The following is a 12,148-nucleotide window of genomic DNA, read 5'->3' on the forward strand; positions in this document are numbered from 1 at the left end:
GAATATTTATTTTATTGAAGACTGTAAGATACGGTGCCGTCTTTTTCATCTTTCAGCTGAATGCCTACAGACAATAATTCGTTACGGATTTTATCGGAGGTAGCGTAATCCTTACGGCTTTTAGCTTCCTTCCGCATTTCAATCAGCATTTTTAATACGCCGTCCAGTTTATTATCTTCCCCGGTGATGGCTTCCTGTTGTATACCGAGGATATCCACGAGATAAGTTTTCCAGGTTTGCTGCAGCAACCGGAAGGTATCTTCGCTGATTTCATGCATTTTTATTTGTCCGCCTTTCAGTGAGTTGATCACTGGTGTGAGCTCAAACAGGTTGGCGAGCACTTTGGCGGTATTGAAATCATCGTTCATGAAATCCGGGCATTCCAGGCACCACTGACGTACCTGTTTATCCAGTTCTTCATTAATGGCCTGGCCGTTGCCAGGGGTATACGTCAGTTTCTGCAGGGTTTCATAAGCAGCCCATAAACGCTGAAGTCCTTTTTCGGCGGCCTGCAGGGCCTCGTTAGAGAAATCCAGGGTACCGCGGTAATGTGTTTGCAGCACAAAAAAGCGGATGGTCATGGGGCTGTATGGCTTTTCCAGCTGGGGGCTTTCACCGGTGAACATTTCGGTGAGCTTTATGGTGTTGCCATAAGCCTTACCCATTTTCCGGCCGTTGATGGTGATCATGTTATTGTGCATCCAGTAACGGGCCATCATATTGCCGTGTGCAATTTCACTTTGCGCAATTTCGCATTCATGGTGTGGAAACTGGAGGTCCATACCGCCGCCGTGAATGTCGAACTGGGCGCCCAGGTATTTGGCGCTCATGGCAGAGCACTCAATGTGCCATCCGGGGAAGCCTTCGCCCCAGGGGCTTGGCCAGCGCATAAGATGTTCCGGCGGCGCTTTTTTCCAGAGCGCAAAATCCGCTTTGTTATGTTTATCGTCCTGGCCTTCCAGTTCCCTGGTGGTTTCCAGCATGTCTTCCAGTACGCGGCCGCTGAGGATGCCATAGTCGTAGTTGGCGGCGTATTTTTTAACATCGAAGTACACGCTGCCGTCTACTTCATACGCATAGCCTTTTTCCATGATCGTTTTGATCATTTCAATCTGCTCAATGATATGCCCGGTGGCGGTGGGTTCAATGCTGGGTTCGAGATTGCCAAACTGCAGCATGGCCCAGTGGTACAGGTTGGTGTATTTCTGTACCAATTCCATTGGCTCCAGCTTTTCCAGTATGGCAAATTTGGAAATTTTATCTTCCGCTGCGCGGCCTTCTTCTTCAAAGTGGCCGGCGTCGGTAATATTACGTACATAGCGTACTTTATATCCCAGGTATTGTAAATAGCGGAATACTACATCAAACGTAATATAGGGGCGGGCATGGCCGAGATGTGATTCGCCGGATACGGTAGGACCGCACACGTACATACCAACGTGCCCGGGGTGTAAAGGTGTAAATACTTCTTTCTGACGGTGTAATGAATTATATATCCTTAGTTCTGACATATGCTGTAAATGACAGATGCCATATAGCTGACATCTTATTTTTTGTTGATGGATGGCAAAGATAAAAATTGTTTTCCTGGTACAAGCAGGCAACAACATCGGTCAGCCCTAAAAATATTATACATTTTCATAATCGATTACAGTTATTTATTTACTTCTACTGCTGTTTTTCCGCTACCTATCAGGCTAAGATTGGCAATTACAGGATAATGGTCAGACAGGTCGGAGTTTATTTTCCGGAAGCTGTTTACCTTAAAATGGTTACTGACAAACACATAGTCAATACGTAAGGTAGGCGCCAGCCCTGTAAAAGTACGGCCAATTCCGAAACCTTTTTGCAGAAAAGCGTCCTGGAGATCGCCTTTAATGGTAAAGTAGGTATACGACGCCGGGGTGTCGTTAAAGTCGCCGCAAACGATTACAGGGTATGGGCTTTGCCGGATAAAGTTACCTACAATATCGGCTTGTTGACTGCGGCGGATATACGCTTCCCGCATTTTCTGGATAATGCTTTTGGTGGCCTTTAGTCCCGTGTCTTCCTGGTTTTTGATTTTCCTGATGGCAGAATAATCTTTTTCGTTGAAACGATAGGATTCCAGGTGCATATTAATGATCCGCAAGGTATCCTTATCTTTTACAATATCGGCATAGATAAGGCTTTCACTTCTCGGGCCATCGCTCATTTTCATTTTATCCGATGCTATAATAGGAAAGCGGGAATAGATGATAGATCCCCAGTGTTGCATGCCATCGCGGTTAAAATCGCTGGAAAAGTAGCGGTATGGCAGTTCCATTTCCCGGGAAATATCCTCGCGGTTATTAAAGTCGTTTTTCTTTTCGGAGGTATAAAAATCCTGGAAGCAGGCAACATCCAGCTCTTGTTTTTTGATCATGGCAAACATGGCCTGCCGGTTGTATTTACTGTCCCTTTCGCGGTACAGGCCAAACTGGCTTACATTATAGCTCATTACGGTAAGGGTATTGCCATTAGTGGCTACCTTATTCCCGGCGGGCATTTTAAAGGCCACAAAGGCGCTGATAGATTTCCAGCCGAGCAACAGGGCGATCAGTGACAATAACGTATAACGATAATTAAAAAACAGCCACCCGATCAGGAATATCACCAATAGCCCCAACAGGAACGGGAAGGCCAGCGTAATAAAACTGATGGGCCAGAACCAGGCCGGGGATATATACGGCGCCATACAGGCTGCCAGGAAAAGTAATACCACGGCGAAATTGATGATCAGAAAAAATCCTTTCGTAAATAGTCTTAAAAAGCGCACCGCGTCATACTTTGTTGAAGTACTAAAGTTAGTTTTTTTTCAATGAAAGACAGGCCATAACCGGGAAATGCTCTGATGGCCGGTTATGGAAAACCTTACTTCCGTGGATGTTTACCGCAGGCTGTGCCAGGATGTAGTCGATCCGCAGTGAAGGCGACAGGTAGGAGAGTGTGCGTCCCCAGCCGGCGCCGGTTTTGAGGAAGGCGTCCTGCAAATTGCGGCTGATGGTTTTATAGGTGAACGAAACGGGCGTGTCGTTGAAATCGCCGCAAACAATAGCAGGATAAGGGCTTGCGGCAATCAGTGCTGCCAGCTGGAGCGCCTGTGAGGATCTTGTTGGGAAAGTGCGCCGCATTTTATAAACCAGGCCTGTACCTTTCGGGGCTTTCATGTTTTCATAGTCCTCACCCTTAAACATATACGAAATGAGGTGAACATTGAATACCCGGATGGTATCTCCGTTTATGGCAATATCTGCCTGGAGAAAGGTGCTGCCACTGCCAGTGCTGCTTTCTACTGAGGGGATGGCCGAAGCAGTAATAATGGGATACCGGGAAAATAATACAATGCCGTAATGCCAGCTTTCCCAGTGGGTTTTGTCGCGGGTGAAATAATGATATGGATAGTTCCCGGTGGATGTAATGCGTTGCAGATGCTGTTCGTTACCGGGTTTGTCATTGGTGTAAAATTCCTGCATGCAGAGAATGTCCGGGCTGCCGGAGGCAATGGTGTTATAGATCGCCGCTTCTTTGTCTTTATTCGTTACATATCTCTCTAAACCCATACTGCTGGTATTATAGGTCATCAGTGTGAATTGCCCGCTGTTGGTTTGTTTGCTGATAATATTTTCCCGGAAGATATGAACGCCCCAGGTAGTTAATGCTGCGGGCATGGCACAGATTATGGCGATTATATTCATCCACCCGTATTTCCGGTTTTTACGCCAGGCCCATACGGCGGTATATAAAAGGCAAAGCAGGAAGAGAAACGGAAAAAAGAATCCGGAGAAGCCCGCGGGCCACCATTGGCCTGGGTTGACACCGGGAAGGAAAACGCTGAGGAGCAGCGTAGCTACACCACAAATGTTACTCCAAAGTAAGGTACGGCGTACAATGATTTTCAGCATAGGGGAACAAGCAATTTCGAGGTATTTTTAATCCGTCATACTTTTATTCAGTTTTGCTTGCCCGTAATAAAGTATCCCGTTCTTCTGCTGAAAGCGACGATAATCCGTTTTCATTGATCTTATCGAGGATTTCGTTCAGTTTCTGTTCTGGTACTTTGCCAATGCGCCGGTACGGTTGCTGATCAGCATCTGTGGGAGAATTCTTCCTTTTAAAATCGTCCGGGTTAATGCGTTGTGATGCCGGGTGAAATACGTGGGTAAGTTTAAAGGCCAGTTTGTTAAATCCAGCACCCAAGTCCCTGCCTTTTTTCCACTGGTACATATATAACCAGCCTGCGAGTCCGCCGCCGGCGAGTACCGGGATATAGGTGTATCCATAGCTGGAAGACGCCATTAGTGCGCCAACAGAAAGCACAACGAAAACAAGGGTAATGATCCAGAGGGAAATACCTCCTGCCAGTAAAGGGAATATGCGGTAACGCGGAGCAATAGCGGTAACGCCTACGGCAATCGCCATGATACTTCCGGCGGCGCCCAGGGTGTATTCATTGCCTGCGAGTGCATGAAAGGACGGGATCAGCTGCATACCGGCCACATAAAAGAGGTTACCGCAGAGACCTCCGAAGAGATATAATGGTAAAATCCGCTGGTGGCCTGCCAGGTGCTGCATGAAGGTGCCAAAGCACCACAGCCACACCATATTGGAAAAGATCTGCCAGAAGCTGATGTGTGTAAATAGGGAGGTGACCAGCGTCCAGGGACGGGTCAGTAATTTGGATGGATCTGCCGGAAGCCTCAGCCAGGTCATAATATCCTGGTGAAACCGGGGCTCGCCCACTTGTTCCATCTGGTATATTACAAGCGTAAAAAACAGGAAAACGAAAATCGTAAGATTAACGACCATCAGGTGTGTCACCATATTTCTTCCTTCTCCTAAAGAGAGGCGGGGCAATTTCTCTTTTTCCAACGCATGCATGGTACAAATATTTTTCAATACAAAAATACGTCAATAATACAGTTGTCTTAATAAAAATCTGTTCTCTTTTTACTCCAGTTCCTTAGCAGCAGGTAGGCAAAGAGTGCGCCACCGAGGTGGGCAAAGTGAGCCACATTATCTCCTGCCGAGTTCTGGATACCGGAGTACAGTTCACCCAGGATCATGAAGCCAACCACAAACTTAGCCCTGATGGGGATCATTGCAAAGAAATAGAGGTACCGGTTGGGGAACAGGTATCCGAATGCGAACAGGATACCGTATACCGCTCCGGATGCGCCCAGTGTAGCGCCATTGCGGTAATAGCTTACATAATTTTTGACATACAGGCTGGCCATTTCTATAGCTGCAGGGTCGCGGGCGGCCAATGCATTTTTCAGGCTGGCCATATCGAAGTTGGCGAGGTTGCCGATGTCGAACTTATTATCCAGCAACACAAAATTCGAGAAACTGGGATCATTCAGGAACTGCGCTGCATACCTGTTCAGGCTCAGGTTCTCATAAGTGAGTACGCCCATGTGGCACAGTGCAGCGCCCAGTCCGCATATCAGATAGAAAACCAGGAAACGCTTGGGTCCCCACAGGTTTTCCAGGGTGGCGCCAAACATCCACAGCGTAAACATGTTGAAGAGCACATGCGTAATGTTCTTCGGATCATGCAGGAACAGATGGGTAATGAACTGGTGTGGTTTGAATAGTTCGGAGCCCCAGTAGTGAAGGGCAAACAAACGACTCAGATCATAATCGAATTTGCTCAGCAGCGTAATCTGCACTAACCAAACCAAACCATTAATGATCATCAGATTTTTGATCACCATCGGCAGGTACTGAAATTTTCCGGGCCTGTACTCGTTCATTGTTGCTAGTTATTATCTCTTTTTTTCAACAACACCACATTTTCGATGTGATGGGTGTGCGGGAACATATCTACCGGTTGTACCTTTTCCACTGTATAGAGGGAATCCAGCAACGCCAGATCCCTGGCTTGTGTAGCGGGGTTGCAGCTAACATATACAATTTTAGGAGCACCGATCTCCAGCAGTTTATTGACCAGTTTTTCGTGCATGCCTGCCCGTGGGGGATCGGTAATGATCACATCCGGCTGGCCATGTTGTGCAAAAAACTCGTTATTGCAAATATCCACTACATCGCCTGCAAAAAAGGTGGCATTATTCACATTATTACGGGCGGCGTTTTCCTTTGCGTCGTCTATGGCTTCCTTTATCAGCTCAATACCCACTACTTTGCGGGCATTACGCGATACAAAGATGCCAATGCTTCCGGTACCGCAATATAGGTCATATACGATCTCGGATCCGGTTAAGCCTGCAAAATCCCTTGTTACCTTGTATAACACCTCTCCCTGGTAAGTGTTGGTCTGGAAAAAAGATTTAGGACCTATCTTGAAAACAAAATCTTCCAGTTTCTCTTCTGCATATCCTTTACCAAAATAGACTTTTGGTTCCAGGTCGAAGATGGTATCGTTTCCTTTCGGATTAATAGTATAAAGCAGGGTGGTAATGGCCGGTACTGTTTTCAGCAAATGGTCCAGCAGGGCAATCCTGTTGGGCTTGTCTTCATGGTGGATCACTAGGTTCACCATGATTTCACCGGTAGTGCAAAGGCGGATCACCAGGTTACGCAGCCATCCTTGTTGGGCACGGATGTCATAAAACGTAAGGTCGTGGGAAACCGCATATTCACGGACGGTGTTGCGGATCAGGTTTACCGGCTCCTGCATCAGGTAGCAGGTATCTATATTCAGTACTTTATCGAAGAGCTTAGGTACATGAAAGCCCAATGCGGGCCTTACAGGTATTTCGCCGTCGTTGGCCCTGATTTCCTCGTTGGTAAGGTATGCTTTGTTGCTGAAGGTAAACTCCAGCTTATTGCGGTAATGTTCGGTATGGGCGCTGCCCAGGATAGGGTCCATTGGCGGCAGGGCCAACTTCCCAATGCGTTGCAGGTGGTCTGCCACCTGTTGTTGTTTGTACTCCAGTTGGAGGGAATAAGGCAGCATTTGCCATTTACATCCTCCGCAGGTGCCAAAATGCTGGCAAAAAGGAGTAACTCTTTTATCAGAATAGCTGTGAAAGTGAACTACTTTCCCTTCTGCCCAGTCTTTTTTGTTTTTACCAAGACGAACATCCACCACATCGCCGGGCACTACTCCGCCTTCAATAAATATCACTTTCCCGTCATGACGGGCCAGGGCTTTACCTTCTGCCGCATAAGCAGTAACCGGTACATTTTCTAAAACAACGTTTTTTTTCCTCACGGCTGCAAAGGTAATTGAAATGCTGAATCCTGCATCGTAATTCATACGAATTACCACTCAGCACACCGCTTTCCTTTTTTACTTTTTTCCGCTTACATTTACATATTGCTTTCAAATATTATGCGTAAACTATTTCTACTGCTGATAGCAGCCCTTTTAGCGCAATATAGCCTGCAGGCGCAGGGTTACCAGATTACTGTGAAGCTGAAAAACTTTACCGGCGGGAAGTTTTTCCTGGCCCATTATATGGGCAGATCTACCTACCTGGCCGACTCTGCAGCAGTAAGCCCTGCGGGAGAAGTTGTGCTGAAAGGCAAGGAAAAACTGCTGCCAGGCATTTATCTGCTGGTACTGCCCGGTAAACAGCAGTATGTAGAAACCCTGATAGATAAGCAGCAGGTTTTCAGCGTAGCCATCGACACCAGCGATCTTGTTAATAAAACAGTATACAAGGGCAGCCCCGATAACGAGGGGTTCCTGGCCTACAATAAATTTCTTTTCCAGCAGGAAACGCTGAGCCGCAATATCCAGCAACAGCTGCAAACTGCCCGCACGACCGCAGATTCTGCCAAAGTGCAGCCATTGCAGCAGGAACTGGGAAAGAAGATCCAGGAATTCAGGACCAGCTTTATTGCCCAACATCCCGGCAATATCCTCAGCACCATTTTCCTGGCGATGAAGGAACCGGTGGTTCCGCCAGCACCAGCCGGAGCGGATTCTTTATTTGCCTATCATTATTTTAAAAATCATTACTGGGATGAGGTGGACCTGGAAAGCGACCGCCTGGTGAGAACGCCTATCCTGGAAGGAAAGCTGAAAAAATATTTCACCCAGCTGGTACCGGTACATCCGGATTCTATTATTGTAGACTGTGATGCCATGATTGCCCGTACCCGCAAAAGCAAAGAGGTTTTTAAGTTTGTGTTGTGGTGGCTTACTTATAATTACGAGAGCTCGCCTTACATGGGTATGGACGCGGTTTTTGTACACCTTGTGGAAAAATATTACGTTCCTGGGGAAGCGTTCTGGCTGACGGATGAGCAACTCAACAAAATTGTGGACAGGGCATATACAATGGCGCCAAACCTGATTGGCCGCCAGGCCGCTCCACTGCAATATAAAGATACTGCTGCCAGGCCGCTTTCCCTGTATAAGACCCCCGCGAAGTTTACGGTCCTTGTTTTCTGGGATCCCACCTGCGGACATTGCAAAACAGAGATCCCCCGTTTGGATTCTGCCTGGAATGCAAGCTGGAAGAGCAAAGGAGTGGCCATGATCGGCGTTAAAACAGAAGGTACCCGTGAGGAATGGCTACAGTTTATCCATGAGCATCATCTTAATGGCTGGATACATGGTTCAGATCCGCAGGGAGAAACGAATTACCGCAGGCTTTATGATGTGTACAGCACACCAATGGTATACTTACTGGATGAAAAGAAGAAAATTGTGGCAAAAAGACTGGGTGTGGAGCAATTGCAGGAGTTCCTGGACAGGGTTGCCCCGAAAGATACTGCCACAAAACTGTAGAAACAGGAGTGTGGAACGTAGAATATATGCCTCTATACGCATTGAAAACCAAATAGTTCATAACTTTTAACATTCCTTTGGCATAGTCTTTGGCTCTGTGGTTGCAGACCATAAAACCAAAGATTATGAAGAAGATGTTATTATCACTCGCAGCGTTAACGATTTCAGTAGCAGCGATGTCTCAGGCGAGAGTTGGGATTAAGGCTGGCTGGAATCTCTCCAACATTACTTATGATAACTCCGGAAATACAAAAGATAGTCGTTCATTATCCGGTTTTAATGTGGGAGCCATTGCAGATTTACCGTTAGTTCCAAAGATTTTGTCATTTCAGCCCGGTGTATTTTATACCACCAAGGGTACCAAGCTTGAAACAGGAGATAAGAATAACTCCACCACCAATCCTTACGCAAAGTATACCATCAACCCATCTTACATCGAAATTCCGCTGAACTTCGTGGCTAAGTTGCCAATAGGTGAGAGTTCCAGCCTCTTTGCAGGTGTAGGTCCTTACTTTGCATTTGGTGTTGCCGGTAAGCAAAAGTATGAAACCACTATTGCCGGTGTGCATGCCAGTGGTTCAGAAAGTATTAAATGGGATGATGATACCCCTTTTAATAACGACCCGAATACAGCATATAACAAAATGAAACGTTTCGACTGGGGTGGTAACGTACAGATTGGTGCGGAACTCAGCAACTTCCTGATCTCTGCCCAGTATGGTATTGGTTTTGCCAAAGTGAACTCCGGAGAGGACAACAGTACCGATGACAAGAGCAAGAACCGGGTATTCAGTGTTTCTGTAGGTTATTTGTTCGGCGGAAAATAGCTGGTTAATAAACAAATACGGAACTAAATTGTAATAACTGCAAGCAAGCAAAAAAAACAGGTTCATTCATTAGTTGGCAATCAAAAAAATTAGGGAAGCGATACCTGACCTGTGGGTATCGCTTTTTTTTAAAATCATTCAAATTACATCACACATGAAAAAGGTATTATTATCTGCAGCCGCATTACTGGTAGCTGGTCTTTCTTTTGGCCAGGCTAAATGGGGTATCGTTGCAGGACCGCAGTTTTCCAGCATGACTGCAAAAAATGCTGTTCTAAACAGTGGAAAAGAAACCAGCTCTATTCTTACCGGCATAAGGGCCGGGGTTACGGTAGATATTCCGCTGGCAGATGAATTTTATATTGGAACAGGATTACTTTATTCCGGTAAAGGAGGCAAGGACAAGGATACAGATGTGAAAACTACTTTGTCTTACCTGGAGTTGCCTGTTCACTTTATGTTTAAACCAGAAGTAGGTACCGGCAGGCTGGTATTATCTGCAGGCCCTTATTTCGCTTATGGTTTGGGCGGAAAGATCAAGGATACCGGGTTTGGCGATCTGGATGTATATGATGATGAAGCCACCGTGCTGAAACAGAAAAGATTCGATGCCGGTTTAGGTATTAATGTAGGTTATGAACTGCCTGTGGGACTGTATTTCGGTCTGAATACCGACCTTGGTCTGGTTAATACGGCAGATAATACCGATAACGACCGTAGCTTTAAGAACACGTCTTTTGGCGTGTCCGTTGGATATAAGTTTGGTGGCAGGTAAAACCTGCTTCCGATGAACTTTTTATTAACCACCCGGGAATTTCGGGTGGTTTTTTATTTTTATGAAAACGTTTGTTTAATTTCGCTTACAATAACCGACTGAGCATTAAGACTTTTCCCCCAAAATGATGTCACTGTGATATTCTTAATCCTTTTATTACCGAACCACTGATGAAAATTTTTACTCTTCTTTTTGTAACAGTATTTTTTGTTACAGCTACCTCACATGCACAGGTAAGTTTGGGTATTCGTGGCGGCTATATCAATACCGGGCTGGAGTCTTCCGGGAGTGGATATGCGCCGGGAACCCAAAAAACGGATAGCTGGCAGGCAAGCTTCTATACGAACGTACCGCTGTTTAAAAATGGCTATCTGCAGCCAGGCATCAGTTACATAAAAAAAGGTGCGGGACTGGATTATGCGGTATCCCATCCGGTTAACCTGTTTACATCCGGGGCAACAAAACTGAAACTGCAATACCTGGAACTGCCGGTTCACCTGGTATATAAGGTGCCGGTAAGCTTTGGTAAGCTGCTGGTAGGTGCGGGTCCCTATGCCGCTTATTGTATCCGCGGCGATTACAGTGTAGCGGCTTACACCGAAAATAAACTGGTGCAATCGGGATCCCAACGGATCGATTTTAAGGGGTCTCCCAATATCTTCGGCACTAACATGAACCTGCAGCGCTGGGATGCCGGGGTTAACTTTATTGCGGGTTTGGAGTTGAATTGCTGCCTTTCACTGAGTGCACAATATGGATGCGGCATGATGGATATCGATCAATCGGCGGATAATAATTATAAAAACAGGTATTGGGGCGTAAGCCTTGGTTTTTTCTTTGACAGGGAAGACTGGTAGTCTTTTTACGCGGGGAACGGTTTTTGTTAACAGGGAGCGGATTTATACTTAAAATGCATGAAAAGAAATATTCTGATTGTTGTAGCCCTGCTGGTTGTTCAGATGGCAACTGCGCAAGTTAGATTTGGACTAAAGGCCGGCTTTACCGGCGCCAGTATGAAACTGACTGACCCTGCTGATGTTCCGGACCGGAACGAGTTTATGTTGCCTGCTTTTCATGCAGGCATTTTAGCAGATATTCCCCTGGCAAAATGGTTGGCGGTACAGCCAGGACTTCTTTACAGTGTTGCTGGTTACAGAACCCGGCCGGAGCAATCAACCGGGAACTATTACTATATCGTCAAGTTCCGGTATAACTATCTTGAATTACCTGTCAACTTTCTGTTTAAGCAAAAATTGGGGCAAGGTAAAATTGTGGCAGGATTTGGTCCCGGCCTGTCTTATGGTATTGGTGGCAAGGCCACTTATATCAAAGAAGGCACTAAAGAAGAAACAAAACGGGTAAAGTTTGACGGGGATAAAGTGGTTCCGGCAAACGGCTCTGAAATACATGCTAACCCGGTAGACGTTTCGGCTAATTTCCTGCTCGGTTATGAGTTTAATGAAGGATTTTTGCTTACGGCAGGTTATTCTTCCGGCTTTATAAATGTAACTACCAGGGAACATGCAGAAGAGCTGAACCGAAGCTTCCGGATTTCCTTTGGATACTTGTTTCCCCGGAAATGATGATGTTGCCGAATAATGATTTTAGAAAGACTGCCTCTTACGGCGGTCTTTTTTATTTTTTTTAAAAGAAGATAGGGGTCATTCCTTTTTACCGCGTCTTATTAGCGAAAGATGCCATCGGAAGATGACATTGATCATTGGACAGTTATAATTAAAAGTGTGACAGTTATAGGGATATGCCACTACGTATCTACGTGATGGCATTTTTTATATGAAAGACAGCAAAAAAGGGAAAGACTTT

The 12,148-nt window shown here is 46.0% G+C and carries 11 protein-coding genes; 5 read left to right on the forward strand and 6 right to left on the reverse strand.

Annotation, left to right across the window (positions count from 1 at the left end; all coding sequences use genetic code 11):
* Positions 1–11 precede the first annotated feature (11 nt).
* The 6 genes from cysS to rlmD form a co-directional block, all read right to left on the reverse strand.
* Positions 12–1,511 carry a cysteine--tRNA ligase gene (gene cysS, locus QFZ48_RS11430; protein WP_429062340.1) on the reverse strand — a complete coding sequence of 500 codons (1,500 nt, stop codon included), beginning with the start codon at positions 1,509–1,511 and terminating at the stop codon, positions 12–14.
* Positions 1,512–1,654: 143 nt separating this feature from the next.
* The gene (locus QFZ48_RS11435; protein WP_370908770.1) at positions 1,655–2,797 is read right to left on the reverse strand and encodes an endonuclease/exonuclease/phosphatase family protein; all 1,143 of its coding nucleotides are present in this window, start codon (positions 2,795–2,797) and stop codon (positions 1,655–1,657) included.
* A gap of 28 nt (positions 2,798–2,825) precedes the next feature.
* A complete protein-coding gene (locus QFZ48_RS11440; RefSeq protein ID WP_429042919.1) occupies positions 2,826–3,923 on the reverse strand; it encodes an endonuclease/exonuclease/phosphatase family protein in 1,098 nt (365 codons plus the stop codon).
* A gap of 43 nt (positions 3,924–3,966) precedes the next feature.
* Positions 3,967–4,899 (reverse strand): rhomboid family intramembrane serine protease, encoded by a 933-nt coding sequence (locus QFZ48_RS11445; protein ID WP_429042917.1) that lies wholly within the window; start codon positions 4,897–4,899, stop codon positions 3,967–3,969.
* A 47-nt stretch (positions 4,900–4,946) separates the two neighbouring features.
* Positions 4,947–5,774: a rhomboid family intramembrane serine protease gene (locus tag QFZ48_RS11450; RefSeq protein ID WP_370908767.1), complete on the reverse strand. Its 828-nt coding sequence runs from the start codon at positions 5,772–5,774 to the stop codon at positions 4,947–4,949.
* A 5-nt stretch (positions 5,775–5,779) separates the two neighbouring features.
* Positions 5,780–7,240 carry a 23S rRNA (uracil(1939)-C(5))-methyltransferase RlmD gene (rlmD, locus tag QFZ48_RS11455; RefSeq protein ID WP_429042915.1) on the reverse strand — a complete coding sequence of 487 codons (1,461 nt, stop codon included), beginning with the start codon at positions 7,238–7,240 and terminating at the stop codon, positions 5,780–5,782.
* A gap of 75 nt (positions 7,241–7,315) precedes the next feature.
* Here rlmD and QFZ48_RS11460 point away from each other — a divergent pair, with 75 nt between their 5' ends.
* From QFZ48_RS11460 to QFZ48_RS11480, 5 genes are all read left to right on the forward strand, one after another.
* A complete protein-coding gene (locus QFZ48_RS11460; RefSeq protein WP_429062343.1) occupies positions 7,316–8,722 on the forward strand; it encodes a redoxin domain-containing protein in 1,407 nt (468 codons plus the stop codon).
* Between the two features lie 125 nt (positions 8,723–8,847).
* Positions 8,848–9,549 carry a porin family protein gene (locus QFZ48_RS11465; protein ID WP_429042911.1) on the forward strand — a complete coding sequence of 234 codons (702 nt, stop codon included), beginning with the start codon at positions 8,848–8,850 and terminating at the stop codon, positions 9,547–9,549.
* A 154-nt stretch (positions 9,550–9,703) separates the two neighbouring features.
* The gene (locus tag QFZ48_RS11470) at positions 9,704–10,324 is read left to right on the forward strand and encodes a porin family protein (protein WP_429042909.1); all 621 of its coding nucleotides are present in this window, start codon (positions 9,704–9,706) and stop codon (positions 10,322–10,324) included.
* 170 nt (positions 10,325–10,494) lie between these two features.
* A complete protein-coding gene (locus QFZ48_RS11475) occupies positions 10,495–11,181 on the forward strand; it encodes an outer membrane beta-barrel protein (RefSeq protein WP_429062345.1) in 687 nt (228 codons plus the stop codon).
* A 57-nt stretch (positions 11,182–11,238) separates the two neighbouring features.
* Positions 11,239–11,907, forward strand: coding sequence for a porin family protein (locus QFZ48_RS11480; protein WP_429062347.1), 669 nt, complete (start codon positions 11,239–11,241; stop codon positions 11,905–11,907).
* The last annotated feature ends 241 nt before the right edge of the window (positions 11,908–12,148 follow it).

The organism is Chitinophaga sp. W2I13 (genome assembly GCF_050434005.1).
GTDB lineage: Bacteria > Bacteroidota > Bacteroidia > Chitinophagales > Chitinophagaceae > Chitinophaga.

What these genes read in the sequence shown, in the direction of transcription:
- QFZ48_RS11475 (WP_429062345.1), top strand. Translation starts at nt 10,495, where the DNA reads ATGAAAATTTTTACTCTTCTTTTTGTAACAGTATTTTTTGTTACAGCT.
- rlmD (WP_429042915.1), bottom strand. Translation starts at nt 7,240, where the DNA reads ATGAATTACGATGCAGGATTCAGCATTTCAATTACCTTTGCAGCCGTG.
- QFZ48_RS11465 (WP_429042911.1), top strand. Translation starts at nt 8,848, where the DNA reads ATGAAGAAGATGTTATTATCACTCGCAGCGTTAACGATTTCAGTAGCA.
- QFZ48_RS11480 (WP_429062347.1), top strand. Translation starts at nt 11,239, where the DNA reads ATGAAAAGAAATATTCTGATTGTTGTAGCCCTGCTGGTTGTTCAGATG.
- QFZ48_RS11450 (WP_370908767.1), bottom strand. Translation starts at nt 5,774, where the DNA reads ATGAACGAGTACAGGCCCGGAAAATTTCAGTACCTGCCGATGGTGATC.
- QFZ48_RS11440 (WP_429042919.1), bottom strand. Translation starts at nt 3,923, where the DNA reads ATGCTGAAAATCATTGTACGCCGTACCTTACTTTGGAGTAACATTTGT.
- QFZ48_RS11460 (WP_429062343.1), top strand. Translation starts at nt 7,316, where the DNA reads ATGCGTAAACTATTTCTACTGCTGATAGCAGCCCTTTTAGCGCAATAT.
- QFZ48_RS11470 (WP_429042909.1), top strand. Translation starts at nt 9,704, where the DNA reads ATGAAAAAGGTATTATTATCTGCAGCCGCATTACTGGTAGCTGGTCTT.
- cysS (WP_429062340.1), bottom strand. Translation starts at nt 1,511, where the DNA reads ATGTCAGAACTAAGGATATATAATTCATTACACCGTCAGAAAGAAGTA.
- QFZ48_RS11445 (WP_429042917.1), bottom strand. Translation starts at nt 4,899, where the DNA reads ATGCATGCGTTGGAAAAAGAGAAATTGCCCCGCCTCTCTTTAGGAGAA.